General features: G+C 56.5%; 20 protein-coding genes and 1 pseudogene. 11 read left to right on the forward strand and 10 right to left on the reverse strand.

What is annotated here, in order from left to right; translation table 11 throughout:
• The 6 genes and pseudogenes from ACEW8J_RS07820 to ACEW8J_RS07845 form a co-directional block, all read left to right on the forward strand.
• Positions 1–160, forward strand: a pseudogene (locus tag ACEW8J_RS07820) (peptidylprolyl isomerase); the annotation flags it as partial.
• A gap of 265 nt (positions 161–425) precedes the next feature.
• Positions 426–1,415 (forward strand): peptidylprolyl isomerase, encoded by a 990-nt coding sequence (locus ACEW8J_RS07825; RefSeq protein WP_373491080.1) that lies wholly within the window; start codon positions 426–428, stop codon positions 1,413–1,415.
• 85 nt (positions 1,416–1,500) lie between these two features.
• Positions 1,501–2,631, forward strand: coding sequence for an alanine dehydrogenase (ald, locus tag ACEW8J_RS07830; RefSeq protein WP_373491081.1), 1,131 nt, complete (start codon positions 1,501–1,503; stop codon positions 2,629–2,631).
• A 133-nt stretch (positions 2,632–2,764) separates the two neighbouring features.
• Positions 2,765–3,736: an oxidoreductase gene (locus ACEW8J_RS07835; RefSeq protein WP_373491082.1), complete on the forward strand. Its 972-nt coding sequence runs from the start codon at positions 2,765–2,767 to the stop codon at positions 3,734–3,736.
• Positions 3,736–3,942: a DUF5818 domain-containing protein gene (locus tag ACEW8J_RS07840; RefSeq protein ID WP_373491083.1), complete on the forward strand. Its 207-nt coding sequence runs from the start codon at positions 3,736–3,738 to the stop codon at positions 3,940–3,942. The genes ACEW8J_RS07835 and ACEW8J_RS07840 overlap by 1 nt, the downstream gene beginning before the upstream one ends.
• Positions 3,939–4,457 carry a GNAT family N-acetyltransferase gene (locus tag ACEW8J_RS07845; protein WP_373491084.1) on the forward strand — a complete coding sequence of 173 codons (519 nt, stop codon included), beginning with the start codon at positions 3,939–3,941 and terminating at the stop codon, positions 4,455–4,457. Before ACEW8J_RS07840 ends, ACEW8J_RS07845 begins: the two co-directional genes overlap by 4 nt.
• Here ACEW8J_RS07845 and rpoN read toward each other — a convergent pair.
• The 5 genes from rpoN to ACEW8J_RS07870 form a co-directional block, all read right to left on the reverse strand.
• Positions 4,454–5,956 (reverse strand): RNA polymerase factor sigma-54, encoded by a 1,503-nt coding sequence (rpoN, locus tag ACEW8J_RS07850; RefSeq protein ID WP_373491085.1) that lies wholly within the window; start codon positions 5,954–5,956, stop codon positions 4,454–4,456. The two genes, ACEW8J_RS07845 and rpoN, sit on opposite strands and share 4 nt — an antisense overlap.
• Before the next feature lie 2 nt (positions 5,957–5,958).
• The gene (lptB, locus tag ACEW8J_RS07855; RefSeq protein ID WP_373491114.1) at positions 5,959–6,720 is read right to left on the reverse strand and encodes an LPS export ABC transporter ATP-binding protein; all 762 of its coding nucleotides are present in this window, start codon (positions 6,718–6,720) and stop codon (positions 5,959–5,961) included.
• Between the two features lie 183 nt (positions 6,721–6,903).
• Positions 6,904–7,452: an LptA/OstA family protein gene (locus ACEW8J_RS07860; protein ID WP_373491086.1), complete on the reverse strand. Its 549-nt coding sequence runs from the start codon at positions 7,450–7,452 to the stop codon at positions 6,904–6,906.
• Positions 7,453–8,097 carry an LPS export ABC transporter periplasmic protein LptC gene (gene lptC, locus ACEW8J_RS07865; RefSeq protein ID WP_373491087.1) on the reverse strand — a complete coding sequence of 215 codons (645 nt, stop codon included), beginning with the start codon at positions 8,095–8,097 and terminating at the stop codon, positions 7,453–7,455.
• A gap of 57 nt (positions 8,098–8,154) precedes the next feature.
• Positions 8,155–8,772 carry a ribonuclease D gene (locus ACEW8J_RS07870; RefSeq protein WP_373491088.1) on the reverse strand — a complete coding sequence of 206 codons (618 nt, stop codon included), beginning with the start codon at positions 8,770–8,772 and terminating at the stop codon, positions 8,155–8,157.
• Positions 8,773–9,011: 239 nt separating this feature from the next.
• On the opposite strand from ACEW8J_RS07870, the gene ACEW8J_RS07875 reads away from it, so the two are divergent.
• Both ACEW8J_RS07875 and ACEW8J_RS07880 read left to right on the forward strand, forming a co-directional pair.
• A complete protein-coding gene (locus tag ACEW8J_RS07875) occupies positions 9,012–9,374 on the forward strand; it encodes a DUF4870 family protein (RefSeq protein ID WP_373491089.1) in 363 nt (120 codons plus the stop codon).
• Between the two features lie 188 nt (positions 9,375–9,562).
• Positions 9,563–10,237, forward strand: a complete 675-nt coding sequence (locus ACEW8J_RS07880) for a cold-shock protein (RefSeq protein ID WP_373491090.1) — start codon at positions 9,563–9,565, stop codon at positions 10,235–10,237.
• Positions 10,238–10,385: 148 nt separating this feature from the next.
• Here the strand turns inward: ACEW8J_RS07880 and ACEW8J_RS07885 are convergent, their stop codons facing one another.
• The 4 genes from ACEW8J_RS07885 to ACEW8J_RS07900 form a co-directional block, all read right to left on the reverse strand.
• Positions 10,386–14,252, reverse strand: coding sequence for an autotransporter domain-containing protein (locus ACEW8J_RS07885; RefSeq protein ID WP_373491091.1), 3,867 nt, complete (start codon positions 14,250–14,252; stop codon positions 10,386–10,388).
• Positions 14,253–14,631: 379 nt separating this feature from the next.
• Entirely contained in the window at positions 14,632–15,096 is a 465-nt protein-coding gene (locus ACEW8J_RS07890) for a Dps family protein (RefSeq protein WP_373491092.1), read from the reverse strand.
• Between the two features lie 146 nt (positions 15,097–15,242).
• Positions 15,243–15,809 carry a TMEM165/GDT1 family protein gene (locus ACEW8J_RS07895; protein WP_373491093.1) on the reverse strand — a complete coding sequence of 189 codons (567 nt, stop codon included), beginning with the start codon at positions 15,807–15,809 and terminating at the stop codon, positions 15,243–15,245.
• An 11-nt stretch (positions 15,810–15,820) separates the two neighbouring features.
• Positions 15,821–16,156 (reverse strand): hypothetical protein, encoded by a 336-nt coding sequence (locus ACEW8J_RS07900; protein WP_373491094.1) that lies wholly within the window; start codon positions 16,154–16,156, stop codon positions 15,821–15,823.
• A gap of 198 nt (positions 16,157–16,354) precedes the next feature.
• Here ACEW8J_RS07900 and rpmG point away from each other — a divergent pair, with 198 nt between their 5' ends.
• A complete protein-coding gene (rpmG, locus tag ACEW8J_RS07905; RefSeq protein ID WP_332042690.1) occupies positions 16,355–16,522 on the forward strand; it encodes a 50S ribosomal protein L33 in 168 nt (55 codons plus the stop codon).
• Between the two features lie 18 nt (positions 16,523–16,540).
• Here rpmG and ACEW8J_RS07910 read toward each other — a convergent pair whose 3' ends face one another.
• Entirely contained in the window at positions 16,541–16,909 is a 369-nt protein-coding gene (locus tag ACEW8J_RS07910; protein ID WP_373491095.1) for a response regulator, read from the reverse strand.
• Between the two features lie 52 nt (positions 16,910–16,961).
• Between ACEW8J_RS07910 and ACEW8J_RS07915 the strand changes: the two genes are divergently transcribed.
• Positions 16,962–17,252, forward strand: coding sequence for a DUF3572 domain-containing protein (locus ACEW8J_RS07915; RefSeq protein WP_373491096.1), 291 nt, complete (start codon positions 16,962–16,964; stop codon positions 17,250–17,252).
• Complete coding sequence (locus ACEW8J_RS07920; RefSeq protein ID WP_373491097.1) at positions 17,245–17,922, forward strand: HAD family hydrolase; 678 nt, start codon at positions 17,245–17,247, stop codon at positions 17,920–17,922. The genes ACEW8J_RS07915 and ACEW8J_RS07920 overlap by 8 nt, the downstream gene beginning before the upstream one ends.

A 17,922-nucleotide genomic window follows, 5' to 3' on the forward strand; every position in this document is an offset into this window, starting at 1 on the left:
CGACCAGCCAAGCTTCGAATATCTTGATACCGAAAGCGAAACCTTCGCAAAATATGCCGACGCCAGAGCCAATCGCCGCGATCCGTTTTTCATTGTCCCGGCCGGTGGTGCCGATATCTGCAATATTCCGGTCCCGGTGCGGCGAGTGGCGCCGGAGTGACATCTGTTTCCCGCCGCAGGGGAGGGCCTAGAATATTCCTGAACCCGCGTCAAAAACCGCACCGGCAGGACTCGACTGGACCCCGCTCTTCAACGGGGAACGGAAATCGCCTTTCCTACATTGCTCAAACTAGGTAAATAAGAGTCATGGAAGACAGGCCAGCCTTCATCCCTTCATCCCGCCATTTTGGCGCCCTCGCAGGGAAAACAGGTTTCCTTTTCTTTAACACTGTAAAGTTTGTAAAGTTCGTCACGGGAAAAGCAGCATGAGAAACCCGATTCGATCAGCACGCATCACCTCTTTGTCCCTTGCGGCAGCCTGTTTTTCCCTCGCATCTCCAGCACTGGCGCAGGAAGAAACCCCTGCCCCAACCCCCGCCGAAATCCTCGCCGCCGCCCCTGCCGACCACTGGCTACCTATCCCGGTGAGCGACCTGCTGGTCTTTACACTCCCCGACGCCGCCGACGGCAGCAAACGGCAGGCGGTGATTCAGCTGCTCCCGGCAGATCTTTCCGGCGGCCATGTCCGCAATGTCCGCAAGCTTGCCGGAAGCCGTTGGTGGGACGGCACCAAGATTTACCGTGTCGCCAAGGATTTTGTGACCCAGTTTGGTGGCAATCCTGACGGCAAGACTCTGCCCAGGGGTCTCGAAACCGTCCCCGAGAGCGAATATTTCAACGCCGCGCTCGGCGCAAAACGCGACGGCGACATGACGGCGCTGCAGGCGGCGGTCGATTACAGCAACCAATATCAGGGCACCAATATCCAGCCGCTGATGCAGATGATCTACGAAAATAGCGGCGCGCAGACAGTCGGTTTCGGCGGCGGCTGGCCGATCGGCAGCCAGACGATCGAGGGCGAGACGAAATATTATCCGCTGACCTGCCGCGGGTCTCTGTCGCCCGCCCATTATGATCCGCCGGACACCGGCAGCGGCGCCGAGATCTCGGTGATCACCGGCGAAGCGGCGCGCAGTCTCGATACGACATTCGGCATGGTCGGCCGAGTGATCGACGGGCTGGAGCATTTGCAGAATCTGCCGCTGGGCACCGCGGCCGGGGGTTTCTACGCCGACGCATCAGACCATGTCGGGATCGAATCGATCCGGCTCGCCAGCGAACTGCCGCTGGCCCAGCAGCCGGCTTACGAATTTCTCGCCAGCTACAGTCCGGCGCTGTTGCAATATATCGCGGCGCAGGGCGGCTATGGCAATATTTGCACCATTTCCGTACCGATGAGGAAAGTTTCAAAATAGCGTAATAATATTACAGGAGATCTCGCACGGACCGTCATTTGCTGGTAATGCAAAGCCTATAGACTCATCAGAACAGGAGCCTGCCATGCGCGTTGGAACCCCGAGAGAAATCAAGAATCACGAATATCGGGTCGGCCTGACCCCCGAATCGGTCCGGGAACTGACCGCTCATGGCCATGATGTGCTGGTCGAAACCGGTGCCGGACTGGGCATTGGCGCGGAAGATGCGGAATATGTCGCCGCTGGCGCAACGATCGCGGCCACCGCAGCCGATATATTCGAGCGATGCGAAATGGTGGTCAAGGTCAAGGAGCCCCAGGCGATCGAGCGGGCGATGCTGCGCGAAGGGCAGATATTGTTCACCTATCTCCACCTCGCCCCCGATCCGGAACAGACCGCCGATCTGGTCAAGTCCAAGGCGATCTGCATTGCCTATGAAACGGTCACCGGCACCGGCGGCGGCTTGCCGCTGCTCAAACCGATGAGCCAGGTTGCCGGACGGATGTCGATCCAGGCCGGCGCGACCGCGCTCGAAAAAGCCCATGGCGGCCGCGGTATATTGCTCGGCGGAGTCCCCGGCGTCGCCCCCGGCAAGGTGACGATCATCGGCGGCGGCGTGGTCGGTTTCAACGCCGCGCAAATGGCATCCGGCCTCGGTGCCGATGTGACGATCCTGGACCGCAACCCCGAAGTGCTGGAATCGGTCGGGACCTTTTTCGAGACCCGCGCCAAGACCCGTTTCTCCAACAAGGCCAATCTCGCGGAATGCGTCGCCGACGCCGATCTGGTGATTGGCGCGGTGCTGATCCCGGGCGCCGAAGCGCCGAAGCTGGTATCGCGGGACATGCTGCGGACCATGCGGCCGGGTTCCGTGCTCTGCGACGTCGCGATCGACCAGGGCGGCTGTTTCGAAACCTCGCGGGCCACCACCCATCAGGACCCCACCTATGTCGTCGATGAAATCGTCCATTATTGCGTCGCCAATATGCCCGGCGCGGTCTCGCGCACCTCGACCTATGCGCTGAACAATGTGACCCTGCCGCACACGCTGGCGATTGCCAACAAGGGCTGGGAAATGGCGCTGCGCGACGACGCGCATCTCGCCGAAGGACTGAATGTCTGGAATGGCCATGTCACCTACAAGGCGGTCGCCGAAGATCTTGGCTATGTCTTCATGCCGGTGTCGGAAATCGTGGGGTCGAAAGCGGCGGTTTGATCGGGAGTCCTTTTCGACCGTTCGTGATGAGCTTGATCATTGACCGTTCGCGGTGAGCCTGTCCGACCAGGCAAATGGTCGATAGGCGTCCTTGGACAGGCTCAGGACTGACGGCAAGAGAAAGGAAAAACAAATGGCAGCAGCAGACCAGAAACCGCTCGGCTCGGGCTTTCACGCAAAAAGCGAACCGCACGAGATCCTCGCCGGTATCGACCTGACCGGCAAGACCGCGATCGTCACCGGCGGCTATTCGGGCATTGGTCTGGAAACCACGCGGGCGCTCGCCGATGCCGGTGCTACGGTGATCGTGCCGGTGCGCGATCCGGTCAAGGCGGAGGAAAATCTCGCCGCCATCGAGGGCGATATTTCCTCGGCAAAAATGGACCTGGCCGATCTCGATTCGGTCCGCGCCTTCGCTTCTTCCGCCTATGACAGCATCGACAGTCTTGACCTTCTGATCAACAATGCCGGGATCATGGCCTGCCCGCTGGAGCGAGTGGGTCCGGGCTGGGAAAGCCAGTTCGGGGTCAATCACATGGGCCATTTCGCGCTGACCCGGGCGCTGCTGCCGCTGCTCGAAAAAGCCGATGCCCCTCGGGTGGTCTCGCTGTCATCCGTTGCCCACAAGCGCAATGGCATCCTGTGGGATGACATCCAGTTCGAACATGGCGAATATCAGAAATGGGTGGCTTATGCTCAGGCAAAAAGCGCCAATGCCCTGTTCGCCAATGCGCTGAGCCGCCGGATGCAGGAATTTGGCGGTCGCGCCTTCTCGGTCCATCCGGGCGGGATTTTCACGCCCTTGCAACGCCATCTGCCGCAGGAAGAACAGATCGAACTGGGCTGGCTGAACCCGGACGGCACGATTCCCGCAGCGGTCGCCGACATCTTCAAGACTCCCACCCAGGGCTGCACCACCTCGCTCTGGGCCGCCACCTCGCCTTTGCTCGATGCCATGCCCGGCGTCTATTGCGAAGATTGCGACGTGGCCCAGCTGGCCGGAGCGGATTCCCTACCTTATCAGCATTGTGCACCGCATATTGCCGATGACGCCGACGCCGAGCGGCTGTGGGAGATCAGCGAATCCTTGCTCGCCGCTGCCTGATGGGAACCGATGATCCAGACGACCGGGAATATTCCGGGCTGCTACAGCGCGACGCGGCCGGTTTCCTGCTACAGAGCGAGGATGGCCGGCGCTATCGGCTGGAATTGCTGCGAACGCCGATCGACGAGGTCGAAAAACGGGTGGTGGTGACCGGCCGGGTCAGGGACGGCCGGGTTCTGGAAGCGGACGGAGTGCGACTGGCATGAACCTTGATCGCGCCGCTGCCGGCGATATCGAAGCGCTCCGTGTGCTGATCGAAAGCGCCTATCGTGGCGACAGCGCCAGGCGTGGCTGGACCCACGAGGCCGACCTGCTCGGCGGCCAGCGGACCGATGCCAAGGCGCTGCACGCGATCATCGCGGCGGACAATCAGGTCATCCTGCTGGCCAAACAGCGGCAGGTCATCACCGGCTGCGTCCAGCTCTCCCATATCGGCGGCGGACTCGCCTATCTCGGTCTGTTGACGGTCGATCCGGCACTCCAGGCGGCGGGACTGGGCAAGCAACTGCTGATCCGATCGGAAGATTTTGTCCGGGAACAGTGGCAGGCGAACGCCATCGAGATGACCGTCATCAGGCAGCGCACCGACCTGATCGCTTATTATGAACGGCGCGGTTATCGGCGGACGGGCGAACATCGGCCATTTCCGCACGATGACCTGCGCTTTGGCCGGCCGAAATCTCCGGATCTGGAATTCGCCGTGCTGCGCAAGCCAATCTAGGCGGCCTTGCCTTGCAGCGCTTTCTGCCGGCGGCGTTGCACCGAGCTGCCCAGTCCGAGCGCTTCGCGATATTTGGCCACGGTCCGGCGAGCAATGTCGAAGCCCTGGGCGTTGAGCAGCGTGACCAGCTTGTCGTCGGACAGGATTTTCTTGGGATCCTCGCCGTCGATCAGCGTCTTGATGTGGCTCTTCACCGCCTCTGCCGAAGCCGCTTCGCCACCCGTCGAAGACTGGATGCCACTGGTGAAGAAATATTTGAGCTCGAATGTCCCGCGCGAACAGGACAGATATTTGTTCGACGTTACCCGGCTGACCGTCGATTCGTGCATTTCGATTTTTTCGGCGACATTCTTCAGCGTCAACGGGCGAAGATGCGCCACACCTTTGCGGAAAAACTCTTCCTGCTGCTTGACGATTTCGGTCGCAACTTTGACGATCGTCCGCTGCCGCTGGTCGAGCGCCTTGACCAGCCAGTTGGCGTCGGCGAGGCATTCGTTCAGCCATTCCTTCGATTGCTTGTCCTGCGCTCCGTTCTTCAACTCGGCATAATAGCTGCGGTTGACCAGCACTTTGGGCAAGGTGGCGCTGTTGATTTCGATGATCCACCGCCCCGCCCGTTCCGCGACAAACACGTCGGGCACAACCGACTGCACCTCGCCGCCGCCGATCTTGCACCCCGGCTTCGGATCATAGTTGCGCAACTCGCCGATCATATCCATCAGGTCTTCATCATCGACCCCGCATATCCGCTTGAGTTGCGGCAACGCCCCCTTGGCCAGCAGGTCCAGATTCTCGATCAGCCGCGCCATCGCCGGATCATAGCGATCCGCATCCTTGGCTTGCAGCGCCAGGCACTCTGCCAGATCCCTGGCCCCTACACCGACCGGCTCAAATGTCTGGACGACGGCCAATATACGCTCGATGTCGACCAGTCCGACATTCAGGCGCTGGGTCAGTTCCAGCAAGTCGGCCTGTAAATATCCGCATTCGTCGATCTGATCGATGATATGCTGCGCCACGAACAGGTCGGCGCCGGAAAGCACCGTGCCGGCCTGATCCATCAAATGCTCCGTCAGTGTTATTTCAGCGGCCAGCATATTCTCGAAATCCGGCGCTTCCCCCGACGCGCCAGAACTTGCGCCATTGAGGCCCAGTTGACCATCAAGCGCACCATCGCTCTCAGAGATACTGTTATTGGAATAGCTATCCGTATCCCCCTGCATGTCGAGTGCGGATTCGAAATCCGAAGGTCCCGAAATCAGTATTTCATCGCTTCCCTGGGCTGGCGCCTCGTTCAGCCGATCCTCACTGTCATTTGTCTCGCCACTCTCGATCGAGAGTTCTCCGGTATCAAGCAGCGGGTTCTTCTCGATCTCATCGGAAATGAAGGTTTCAAGCTCGAGATTGGATAGGGTCAGCAGCTTGATTGCCTGCTGCAGTTGCGGCGTCATCACCAGCGATTGGCTCTGCCGCAAATCGAGGCGAGGCGCGAGTGCCATTGCTATAGTGCGAAGCCTTCACCCAGATATAGCCGCCGGACATTGGCATCTGCCACCAGATCTTCCGGACTCCCGGCAAACAACACCTGACCATCGTAGATGATGCAGGCCCGGTCGACGATATCGAGCGTCTCGCGAACATTATGATCGGTGATAAGGACGCCGATCCCGCGCTCTCGCAACTGACACACCAGATCGCGAATATCCGCGATCGACAGGGGATCAATACCCGCAAAAGGTTCATCCAGAAGCACGATCGAAGGGCTCGCCGCCAATGCGCGGGCAATCTCGCATCGCCGCCGCTCACCCCCGGACAGCGCCATCGCAGGCGAACTGCGCAGCTTCGTCAGACCGAATTCATCGAGCAGCCGATCAAGCGTTTCCGCTCTGACGCCAGCATCCGATTCGACCATCTCGAGCACCGCCATGATATTCTGTTCGACGGTCATTCCGCGGAAAATGGAGGTTTCCTGCGGGAGATAGCCAATACCAAGAATTGCGCGGCGATACATGGGAAGGGACGTGATATCCTCGCCGTCGAGCATGATCCGTCCCGCATCCGGTCGAACCAGGCCCATCACCGAGTAAAAGCAGGTCGTTTTCCCCGCACCGTTCGGACCCAGCAGCCCGACGACTTCACCACGGCCTACCGACAGCGACACATCGGACAGGACCGCGCGCTTGTCGTAACTTTTGGCGATTGAAACCACCGCAAGGCCATGTTCCATGGCATCACTTGCCATCGCGGCACCCGGATCAGCCATGGTCGGCGGTTCGGTCGCAGCTATATCATTCATCATCAGTCCTCATTTGCACGATCTGTCTTGTCCATCGGTTAACAGCATGCCCCAATCTGCTCCAAATTGGCAAGCTTTGTGCATGGCAGACCGAAAATGGAATATCCTTGCCGTGAATCGAGCGTCGCAACATCAGGAAATTGCGCGGTTTCAATCTCTTCGTTGCGGCACCGTGAACGTGCCGGACACGCGGCCGCTGGAGTTCTCCGTGCCGACCGAAGCACCTCCTGATGAACGCCCGTCAATCGTCGATCGGCCAGACGCCAGATCAATGATGACGCGGCCACCGGAAAGGCGGTTCGCCCCCTGAGTCAGAGTAACATCGCCGATCAGGGTTATAAGGCGTCGATTGAGGTCATAAATGGCCACATTGCCAGATGCGGTGTCGCCCGCTTTGCGAATGGTGACACCGCCGGACGCATCGATGCGGTCAATTTCGATGCCGCCGCTATTCCGATAGGCCACGGTCATACGCGCTGCATTGAGTACCATTCCGGCTTGATCGACGCGGACCGCTCCCGACAACACGACACGATCCGCGCGATCCTGCACCTCGATCCGGCCGGCGTTGAAATTCACCGGTGCGTTGCTGTCATGACTACCGAAAACCTGCGCGGGAGCCGGACCTGCAAGCAACAGGAAACCAGCGACCACAACCGCCGTGCCAGTGGAAAGGGAAAGAAAAAGGTTCAATTTCATCTAGGGTCTTCTTAGTCCATTTTGTTCGATCCGCAAATGCGCATTGCCATTCAGGCTCACCGTGCGTTCAGCCAGATCGGCTTCGAGCTGATCCGCCCGAAAGGTTCCGATATTGGTCCGTCCTTCGACCGCGCCGGCACTTCGCAATGTTCGTTGCTTGAAATCAACCGTAACATTGCTGGTTGAGAGCCGATAGCCACTCGCGGCCTCGACCTGTACCGGCCCCGGGACGCGGACAATTTCCCTGTCCATGTCATAAAGGCCTTCGCTGGCCCGGATTTGGGCCGGGCCGTCTTCCAGCAATATGCGAGCAGACAGATCATCCAATTCCACGACGGCTTCGCTGGAGCTTTTCTGTACAGCCGAACCCGCCTTCAAGGAGAATGGCCGCCCTTCGCTATCCTCACCCCGATAGAGCGCTTCGGTAACGCGCATCCGTTCCTTGGCCACGTCCACGCTATTCTTGTCGAGGACGAAACTCAGTTCGCCCGACATGGTAAACGGAGCGAGTGCCAGCATCGAACCGAGGACTCCCACTCCCACGGGCAGGATGAATCGCAACAATCTTACGTTGCGATCATGCTTGCCGTTCGGCGCGGCAAAATCCTGGCGCTTGGTTCGAACATGTTTGACGGTCGTTGACATGGTTAAGCAACGTTCCCACGACCTATGTCAGCAAGGCTGAACCAGAAATTCGATCGTTCATGCATGGGCGAAAATATCGGTCTCGGGCCAGCCTGCCAGATCAAGCCGCGCTCGGTTTGGAAGAAAGTCGAAGCAGGCCTGTGCGAGAAACATTCTGCCTTCCCGCTCGAGCCGGATTTCGAGCTCATCCTTCAATTTGTGAAGAAAGCGCACGTCCGATGCAGCATAGTCCCGCTGGGCTTCGCTAAGCTCCGGGTTGCCCCAATCGCTGGACTGTTGCTGCTTCGATATATCCTGGCCAAGCAGCTCGCGGACAAGTTCCTTCAGTCCATGCCGGTCTGTATAAGTCCGAATGAGCCGAGACGCGATCTTCGTGCAGAAAACCGGTTCTGCCATCACGCCCAGATAATGTTCGATAGCGGCCAGGTCAAAGCGCGCAAAATGATATAGTTTCAAGCGCTTCGGATCCGACAGAATAGACCGAAGGTTGGGAGCGCCATAGTTACTGGCTGGGCCAAAGCGCACAAGATGCTCGTCGCCGAGACCGTCTGATATCTGCAGCAGACATAAGCGGTCACGGTGCGTTTGGAGTCCCATGGTTTCCGTGTCCACAGCAACGGCCCCATCGCCCAGAACCCCTGTGGGAATATCTTCTTCGTGAAAAAAAACTGCCATCAATTTTTGCCTGTCTATTTTATCTCTCGGCCAACTTCATCTTCCCAACCGCGGCATCGGCGTGACGCCATTCGCGTTCTGGTATTGAACCTCGACCAGATTTCTCCGGCTGCAAAATTTGACAGCAGGGCATCAATCGATATGCTATGTGCCGCAGACCGGTCCAAACAGCAAGTTTAGTTTGAGCAGCTTGGCGCACAACAGCACCAATCGCGCAACCAACACGGGGACCTGACGATATGGCAGAGAAAAAACCTGAACCCGTTGCTTCCGGCTTCGATCTCAACAAGGCTACCATAATCTCGCTTCTCTACCTTGCAGGCTTTGTCGTGGGCATTACCGGCTTGGTAGGGTTCGTGCTGGCATTGGTCTGGAAGGATGAAGTTGCGGGCTCTTGGGAAGAGAGTCATTTACAATTTCATATCAGGACATTCATCATCGGGTTCGTTGTCGCTGTCATCGGCACGATTCTATCATTCATATTGATCGGAATTCCGATTTTGATTGCGCTGGCAGTCTGGGTTCTGGTTCGCTCGGTGCTGGCCCTGGTGAAAGCGCAGAAACATGAACCGATTGCTGATCCGAAAACCTGGCTTTTCTGACCTGGCTCGGCTGAGCCTCATATTCCACTAGCGGATCACCGAAAGATCGAATTCATTCGCTTATTCGTCTGTTTTTCTATATAGTTGGGTCGTACGACATTGGGATTCGTGCGAAACAATGCTGCGGAGATCGTCCGCTGCAGCATTGCTATTACTGGGTAGGGCGAATTGAAAGTGACGATTTAAGAATGGGTTTTGATAGAAACCGGCGAGGCAGAGGCCGGGATAAACGCGACGGCTTCGGTGACGAAAACTTCGATGGATATCAAGGTGATAACGGTCCGCCCGTGGAAAGATACACGCGGCCGGACAGTGATTCAGGCGGCGCCAGACGAAGCGGCGGTATGCCGGATCAGGTTGTCGGCGAAAGCACCGGTACGGTGAAATTTTTTAATGCGCAAAAGGGTTTTGGCTTCATCGTCCAGGACGGTGGCGGCGAAGACGTTTTTGTCCATATAAGTCAAGTCGAACGCGCAGGCCTGAAGGGACTGGCTGAAGGCCAAACATTGCGCTTTTCACTGGTGGACCGTGGCGGCAAGGTGTCCGCTTCCGACATTCAGATCGAGGGCGACCTTATAGAAGTGCCGGACAGTGGCGGAAGCCCGCGCGAAGATCGCGGCGGCGGCGGTGCCCCTCGCCGGGAACTGACCGGAGAAAAGGCTACTGGCACCGTAAAATTCTTCAACGGCAGCAAAGGCTTTGGCTTCATTCAACGTGATGACGGGCAGCCCGATGCATTTGTCCATATTTCAGCTGTCGAACGTGCCGGTATGCGCGGGCTCGAAGAAGGGGACAAGCTGGAGTTCGAACTGGAAGTCGATCAACGCGGCAAGACCGCGGCGGTAAATCTGGTCGCGAAATAGCGGCCTTTCTTCGATCCTGAATATCAAAAATGGCGGGCCTTGACCCGCCATTTTTTTGCGCTGCAAAGTCCGTGACAAACAATCGCCACAAACAGGCACAGAAAAGCCCGCCGAATCACTTCGGCGGGCTTTTCGCATATTTCAATCCTTAAAAGCGGAAGCTGACCGCGCCGGAATAGACTTGGCTGGAAACATCCGACCGGCCGACTGTTGCGTCGGCAGAAAGATCAAACGAGACATTGCCCATATTATAGCGCAATCCAACGCCTACTTCGCCCCAGTCTCTATCGGGTTCGACCAGAGCGAATGGCACCACCGCGCCATTGCCTCCGACGAAATTCGCACCGAAGCTGTTCGGATTACTTTCGAATTCATGGACGTAGTTCATCGAGGCGCGCAATTGCAATTTCTTGCCTGGCTTCGACTTGAACTCGACACCGGCCAGCCCTTGAACGCTGGTATAGTCCGGACGAACGATCGTCAAAGCTGGTCCACCGCCCTGTTCGCTCACATTGCTGAAATTGATCTTCGCAGCCCGGGCACGGATGCCGGGAGCGATAATTGCGTTGAGAAGATCCATTTCTTTCGACAATCCGATCTCGCCTGCATAAATCATGCTGTCGTCGTCGGTCGTCAGGGTGAATGCCTGGGCACCAAGGGCAACATTGCGCAAGGTCTCGGCATTGTAGTTACCCAGCGTCAGTCGACCGTCCAATACCAAGCCGGCAGACATTTGCTTCCGTCCATAAATGGAGCCCATTATGGCTTTCGACTGTGCGCTATTGGCCAATGCAACCGTTGCATCGACATCCGAATAATAAGCCGAGATACCCACGAAGGACGATTCATCGAGATAATATTCTAGGCCGCCTGCAACGAAGAAGCCGTCGAAATCATCGTCTGCCCCTGGATTGCCAAGCGGCATAGATCCGCCTTGGCCATTCACGAATCCGCCAGCCAGATAGATCGCCATATTTTCATTCACACCGCCGGAACGGACTTCGGTGTCATTGGCGCTTGCGGCGGCGGCACTGAGAACAGCGGTACCGTTTAAGCCAAAGCCACCCAAGGACGATGCTGCCAGTTGCATCGGACGTCCGATCACAGCGACTGTGCCGCCATTGGAAGAACGGTCCGCCAGGCTGATTCTGTTCTGGTGGAAAGCAGAAACATTATCCAGATAGGCGCGGCCCATCGTTTGCACCGTTGATTCCGTGGTTGGGGCCCAGCTTTCAAACGTGGCTCGAATGGTTGCGGCACTATTTGTAAAGTCCAGAAAGTCGAAGAGGCCACGAACCGTTTCGTTTCCGCGATTATTATCCATCAATGTTGCATAGCTCACCTGAACCGAACTGCTCGAGTCGATTACGTTCTGATAGCTTTGCGCCGTGATGACTGCATCCACAAAATTCGTGCCATAGATGAAATCCGCAACCAGAATAACAGAGGCGAGCGTACCGCTGTCAAATGTCCCGGTGAGTGGATCTGCTATGGTGTTATAGACAATATTGCCATCGTCATCGCGGACAATGCTACCATCCTCGTCGCGCATCGGCCTGCTTAGATCCAGGAGTCGTTCTCCATCTTCACCGAATGTAACACGATCAGTTGAAATCAGTCGATAGCGTCCGCCGACAAACGAATCAAACCCTGCAACCGGATTAAACGCCACGTTACCGCCGATATTTACATTGCCCGATGTGACCAACTGGTTTTCGTTGAAATCATCGTCGCCCACATTAGGCGGCGCAACCGCCCGTACCGATATGGTGTCGCTGACTCCATTGGCTCCAAAATCGATCAGTAGAGCGTTTCCGGAGGCCAGAACCATATTACCATTTACAGTGAGCGAACCAATGCCTCCCAGCGAGCCCGGTGCGATCATGCCAGCGATACTGGTCAGATATGGTACAAGAAACTGCTGGTTTGTAACCGCCGGAACATCATCAACTTCGGCAAAAAAATCATTCGGACTGCCATCAGCTTCGGTGGCAGGATCCAAGATTACCCGAGCATAGCGTCCCGGGAAATTGATCGTTCCATTACCTGTTAACATCCCCGAGAACAGCGAATAATCTCCAGCGCTGTTCAATGTGCCATTTACGGCGATGCGACCGGATGTCTGGTTGACGTCGATCAAAGACGTCAGGCTGGCTCCGGAACTGATCACCAGTCCGGCCGCTCCGCCAACATTAAGACGATCGATGGTAACGTCGCTGCTCAGCGTCGTCGTGCCAGCCCGGTTCAAGGTAACTTCAAAATAGCGAGCATTGATACCCTCGGCAACGTCGGCATCAATATTGTCGGGCACGAAATTCGTAGCGCCGGCAAGGCCATTGTCCAGCGTTGGATCCGGGAATGGATCGCCTTCAGCCTGTGGTTGCTCTTCCGCGCCTTCCGGACCGCCTTCGGAGTCATTGACAACAGCCAGTGGCGCGGCACCGCCGCTGATGGCGATATCACCAACGGGCTGCGCGCCGCCGCGGATCGCGACGTCATCGACAATCGATACGCCGCCATTGATCGCCACATTCTCTACCATTGTCAGGCCGCTGCTGATCGCTGCATTTTCCACGATCATGCCTTCGCCGCGGATCGCTGCGTTGGCAGCCGATTGTGGACGACCAACTGCCGCTGTAACCGAAGTCGCCTGTGCTGCTGCCGAGGCTTCAACAAGAGGCACGACCGGTGTGGTCGAAGCTACTTCAGCAGGAGCCGCATTGGGCAGCTGGGCCTCACCAATGTTTGATGTTGGAGTCGGCGTTGGCGCTGGTGCCGGACGAGATGGAGGCGTGCTGTCCCCGGTAGCGAAATCGAAACATTCGTCGCCCGGATTATCTCCTTCCCGATCGAAACAAACTTCACCAAATTTTGGTGTATCCTGCGTGATGCCGCCTGATTGCGCGTCGGGGAAGCCATTGATCACATTGCCATTGGCATCAATGATGCGATAGGCGGGGTCGAGATCAGTCTGCCAGTGTGTGGGGTCTTCCCAAGCGCCGTCGCCAGCTTTTGCACTAACATATCGATAGGGATTCACCGATGCGATATAGTCGGCGAAGAGGAAAAGCGGTTGATAGAAACTTTGTGTACCGTAAGAACTGAACACCTGAGGCCCAAAGAAGCGTGAGCCACCAGACAAGACGCCGATTTGAAGATCTTCACCGGCCCCCGCAGCCAAAGCGTTATTCGCAGCATCAAGTATCAGCGGACCACCAGAGTCACCGCCAGCAGACGTCCCTTCCTTTTGCAACGGTTCATCCTTGTACAGGTTGAAATCGAAAGGACTGGTCTTGTTTGGATCATCAAAATCGATATTGTACAGCACCTGCGGGTTTAGTGGCCCTGTGCCTTCGTCGCCAAATGTCGATCCGAAAAGGAACAGATTGCGGTCATCCAAAGAGGACAAAGAACCCAACATATTTTCAGCTGCACGGCGGCGCCAGTCGATACCTTGAGAAGCGCCGGTGGTTCCGGTGCCCGAACGGCCATAACCTGTAATGTTTACATGATAGCCGGTACCCGTGACGTCATCGATCGGTCCCGGATCGGGGAGCGGAGAAAACAGCAGAGCCCATGTCGGGATATTGGCGGCCGGCGTATCCAGAGTCGCAATGGCTATATCCGCCTCGAGAAAACCGAAGCCTTGGGGACGCACTATCGAATCGGGGTGATAGGCGATCTGGCTTATATTGTAGACAAACAGGTCGGGGTTGGAAGCAAAGCCATTGGCGATCCAGTTTTGGAAACCGGGCAGTGCATTGACATCAAAAGAGAAAGCCGAAGGAACGACACCATTGGTATCATAATCGCTTTCCAGGCGATCATTCACGCAGTGAGCAGCGAATAACACGGTTCGCGGGTTGATCAGCGTTCCGGAACACACAAAGCCATCGAAACGGAAAAACATGCCGACCCCATTAACGCCGCCATCTGCATCGATAATCTGAGCTGGTGTGAAATTGTTATTGGGTACAATCGCCTGAGCAGGTGTCGCGAGGGCGAGTGTCGCCATTGCCCCTGCCGCTGCGGTGCGCAAAAGTACAGATCGTGTGGAATGTGCGAAATTATTGTGCATGGAAGTAATTACCCCTATAAAAACCAGTCAGAATGGACCCAGACCGATACTTTGCTTGATTTTTCTAGCTGAATCAAAGCGAAAATTCTGATTTAGGGGAATTCTAGGGGAAAAGGCCGGTTTTCCGCGACATGTCCTCGGAGAAATGTCAAATTTTGGTTACATATGTGACGAATTGGCAACAGAATTGAGCCAAATCAGGGGATAAGTCGTATCCCTGCCTTCTTCCATGTGCGGGCAAGCGGCAGGGATATGATTCGACTGTCAACATTGATCCGGCTTGGCAAACATTGCCCGCCCTTTGCTTGGTCTTTGCTCAATCTTTCTGAGCAATTTCCAGCAGGAACCATGCACGCTCTTCCGCTTCGTCCGTCCAGCCATCGAGCAGACCATCGGTCGCATTGTCTCCGGCCTCTCCTGCCAGTTCCTTGGCTTCACGCAGCTTTTCGACGAGCTTCAGATTATCCGCGCGCAACTCGCTCAACATATCCGGCGCAGCGACCTTGGCATCGTCATTGTCGGCGACGGTCTGTCGCTTTGCAATATCGCCAATCGAGGTCAATGTGCGATGGCCATTTTTGCGGACCCGTTCGGCGATCAGGTCGGTGGTCGCCAGTATTTGCGCGGCATGCTCATCAAACATGAGATGATAGTCCCGGAAATGTGGTCCGGAAACATGCCAGTGAAAATTCTTGGTCTTCAAGTAGAGAGCAAAGCTGTCTGCCAAAATTCCATTCAATGCTTCAGCTACAGCCTTTTTTGCATTATCGCCCTTGCTCATTGTTCAGTCTCCTTTTCGAATTTCTATTCTTTGAAGATACAGTTTTTTGGCAATATAATACAATGGGAAGATCAACTATCTCAGATTGACTATATCGATTGAGCGGACTGGACTTGCGCGGACTGGGTCCGTTCATGCTTAGGGGTTCAGAATATTCCCCAGGCACCGAGCGCCAATATGGCTCCGATCAATAGAAAAGCTGCGCCACCGGCGTAGCGTATCGGTGCAATCGGAATATACTGTGCCAGCTGCCGATGCAGCAGAATGGCAGGCAGACAGGCCAGCATCACCCCGATCCACCCCCCCGCCGCAGCAAAGGCTCCCATATCGGTTCGCGCCGCGGTGGCCATCAGGACAAACTGCCCCTTGTCACCGAATTGCAGGATGAAGAGACCCAGAAAAGATGTCCAGAACGGTCCGAACCGCCAGCTGTGCAGCAAGTCCACCGGGCGGCGCCACGCCACCATGCCGAAGCCGGCGAGAAACAGCGACAAGGCATAGAAAAGTTGCAGCGCGTCTTCGCTGATCCATTGATGGATGGCAGCACCTGCGGCCACGGAAATCACGCAATTGCAAAGTGTCGCGAGCCCCAGGCCCCAGATGATTGGGGACAGCCGGCCATATCTAATGGCCAGAGCGGCACATAATATCTGCGGACGATCCCCAAATTCTGCCAGTGCCAGAGCAAAAAGCGAGGTTAGAAATGCATCCACTGGCTATCCGGTCAGGGCTGCCCGCCGAGGCGTAGCGCAACATTGGCCATGAGTGCTTCGGTCATGGCCGGACTAATTTCGAAGCAATCAAGAGCCGCGCGCATCGCTTCCAGATAGGAACGCGCGATCGTTGTCGCGCCGCCATTCACGATCGCGGGTTGCAAGGCAGTTTCCAAGGCACAGCTCAGATCGCGCAGGGCGGAGAGACGATGCTGAGTCGCTTTTTGCCGAACGTGGTCGAGATGAATCAGAAACTGGAGAGGATTCCGGCCGGCCAATTCTGCCGGCAAATCATCGATCAGTCTCAGCATTTCGGTCTGCACCAACAGATTTTTATCACGGTCCATCACGTTCACTCCCTGCTTCGATGCGACCATGCAAAAACATGGTTAAGAAGTCGTAAAGGAGCCGCAGTTTGTCGGCAGGATCAAGCTGCAGGCTTTTTCTTGACATCGCCCGGCATTTTCACCATTAGCGCGCTGAACGAATGCGGCGCCGGATTGCGTCGCTGTTTTTATTTCAGCTTCTGCGTTAAGGAATGCACCATGGCGAAACCAGCCAATGTAAAGATCAGACTCGTCAGCACGGCGGACACCGGATTTTTCTACGTAACCCGTAAAAATCCCCGGAATCTCACCGAAAAAATGGTGCAGCGCAAATATGATCCGGTTGTCCGCAAACATGTCGAGTTCAAGGAAGCCAAGATCAAATAGGCAACTTTTGGCGGTGCTTTAACGGTGCAGAACCTGCTGCACCGATTCGATGAATTTTGCGACCGATATCGGCTTTGATACATAAGCCTCTGCGCCGGCACTCAATATCCGGTCTTCATCACCCTTGCCGGCATAAGCGGTCACGGCCATGATCGGAATGATCTTGAGCTGGCCATCTTTCTTGATCTGCTCAATCAGTTCCAGGCCACTGACATGGGGCAGCTGGATATCCATAATGATCAGATTCGGTACAAAGCTGCGCGCCTTTTCGAGCACTTCCCGGCCATCGCTGACCGGCTCCACCACAAAACCATGGGCCCGCAGCAGATCGCAGAATAGCTTGAGGTTCAATTCATTGTCCTCAACCACCAACACTCTTTTTGCCACGACCGGATTTGCCCTTTCAAACTTGCCGGCGAACCATTAGGCGAAAGCGGCAATGGAAACAAATCCCAATCTCGGGCCGGACAGCGAAATCATCGCCTTGCAGGCGCTCGGCTGGGTGCTGCAGGATCAGGACCGCGCCGAGCGACTGCTTGCCCTGACCGGGCTGGATCCGCGCGAGTTGCGATCTGGCCTCGAAGATCCGGCGCTGCTGGCTTCGTTGCTCGGCTTTCTCGCCAATCACGAACCCGATCTGCTTGCCTGCGCGGACGCCATTGGAGTTGCGCCTGCCAGACTGGCCGCTGCGGCCCATCATCTTAATTCCTCCGGAGATTTTCATGAGTAAAAAGCCGCTTCTGATCAGCGACTGCGACGAGGTCCTGCTGCATATGGTGGTACCGTTCCAGCAATGGCTGGACAGTGACAAGCATATCCATTTCGATCTGGAAAATGGCAGTGATTTCGCTAATGCCCTGCGCCACAAGCATGATGGCACTCAGGTTTTGCCCGAACAGATCTGGCCGATGCTGAAGGAATTTTTCGACAGCGAAATGCACCGCCAGGGCGCCATCGCAGGCGCGGTAGACTCCATCAATCGGCTCAGCGACATTGCCGATGTGGTGATATTGACCAACCTGCTGGATGATCGCCGCGAAGCCAGAGCGGAACAACTCAAGGCGGTAGGCATCGATTTTCCCGTCTATACCAATCAGGGCGGGAAAGGCGAGCTGCTGACCAGCATTCTGGCTGAATTTGACCCCTCCGTTACCGTCTTTGTCGATGACCTGGGCCACCAGCATGGCAGCGTCGCCAAGCACGCGCCCGACGTCTGGCGATTGCAAATGGTCGGCGAGCCAATCATGGCAAAACATATCCAGACCAATCCTGCCGCCCACGCGCGCATAGATTTCTGGAGCGAAGCGGTGGCCTGGATATCGCACAAGTTTGACCATGCCGAACCCGCTCCGGCGATGGATTTGCCGTCGCAACAGCTTGACCCTGCCAACCATGCGTGA

It is taken from the genome of Parasphingorhabdus sp. (assembly GCF_041748495.1).
In the GTDB taxonomy this organism is placed as follows: domain Bacteria; phylum Pseudomonadota; class Alphaproteobacteria; order Sphingomonadales; family Sphingomonadaceae; genus Parasphingorhabdus.

What these genes read in the sequence shown, in the direction of transcription:
- ACEW8J_RS07915 (WP_373491096.1), top strand. Translation starts at nt 16,962, where the DNA reads ATGGAAACAAATCCCAATCTCGGGCCGGACAGCGAAATCATCGCCTTG.
- ACEW8J_RS07845 (WP_373491084.1), top strand. Translation starts at nt 3,939, where the DNA reads ATGAACCTTGATCGCGCCGCTGCCGGCGATATCGAAGCGCTCCGTGTG.
- ald (WP_373491081.1), top strand. Translation starts at nt 1,501, where the DNA reads ATGCGCGTTGGAACCCCGAGAGAAATCAAGAATCACGAATATCGGGTC.
- ACEW8J_RS07835 (WP_373491082.1), top strand. Translation starts at nt 2,765, where the DNA reads ATGGCAGCAGCAGACCAGAAACCGCTCGGCTCGGGCTTTCACGCAAAA.
- ACEW8J_RS07840 (WP_373491083.1), top strand. Translation starts at nt 3,736, where the DNA reads ATGGGAACCGATGATCCAGACGACCGGGAATATTCCGGGCTGCTACAG.
- ACEW8J_RS07885 (WP_373491091.1), bottom strand. Translation starts at nt 14,252, where the DNA reads ATGGCGACACTCGCCCTCGCGACACCTGCTCAGGCGATTGTACCCAAT.
- rpmG (WP_332042690.1), top strand. Translation starts at nt 16,355, where the DNA reads ATGGCGAAACCAGCCAATGTAAAGATCAGACTCGTCAGCACGGCGGAC.
- ACEW8J_RS07860 (WP_373491086.1), bottom strand. Translation starts at nt 7,452, where the DNA reads ATGAAATTGAACCTTTTTCTTTCCCTTTCCACTGGCACGGCGGTTGTG.
- rpoN (WP_373491085.1), bottom strand. Translation starts at nt 5,956, where the DNA reads ATGGCACTCGCGCCTCGCCTCGATTTGCGGCAGAGCCAATCGCTGGTG.
- ACEW8J_RS07920 (WP_373491097.1), top strand. Translation starts at nt 17,245, where the DNA reads ATGAGTAAAAAGCCGCTTCTGATCAGCGACTGCGACGAGGTCCTGCTG.
- ACEW8J_RS07870 (WP_373491088.1), bottom strand. Translation starts at nt 8,772, where the DNA reads ATGGCAGTTTTTTTTCACGAAGAAGATATTCCCACAGGGGTTCTGGGC.
- ACEW8J_RS07880 (WP_373491090.1), top strand. Translation starts at nt 9,563, where the DNA reads ATGGGTTTTGATAGAAACCGGCGAGGCAGAGGCCGGGATAAACGCGAC.
- ACEW8J_RS07890 (WP_373491092.1), bottom strand. Translation starts at nt 15,096, where the DNA reads ATGAGCAAGGGCGATAATGCAAAAAAGGCTGTAGCTGAAGCATTGAAT.
- ACEW8J_RS07900 (WP_373491094.1), bottom strand. Translation starts at nt 16,156, where the DNA reads ATGGACCGTGATAAAAATCTGTTGGTGCAGACCGAAATGCTGAGACTG.
- lptC (WP_373491087.1), bottom strand. Translation starts at nt 8,097, where the DNA reads ATGTCAACGACCGTCAAACATGTTCGAACCAAGCGCCAGGATTTTGCC.
- lptB (WP_373491114.1), bottom strand. Translation starts at nt 6,720, where the DNA reads ATGGCTGATCCGGGTGCCGCGATGGCAAGTGATGCCATGGAACATGGC.
- ACEW8J_RS07875 (WP_373491089.1), top strand. Translation starts at nt 9,012, where the DNA reads ATGGCAGAGAAAAAACCTGAACCCGTTGCTTCCGGCTTCGATCTCAAC.
- ACEW8J_RS07825 (WP_373491080.1), top strand. Translation starts at nt 426, where the DNA reads ATGAGAAACCCGATTCGATCAGCACGCATCACCTCTTTGTCCCTTGCG.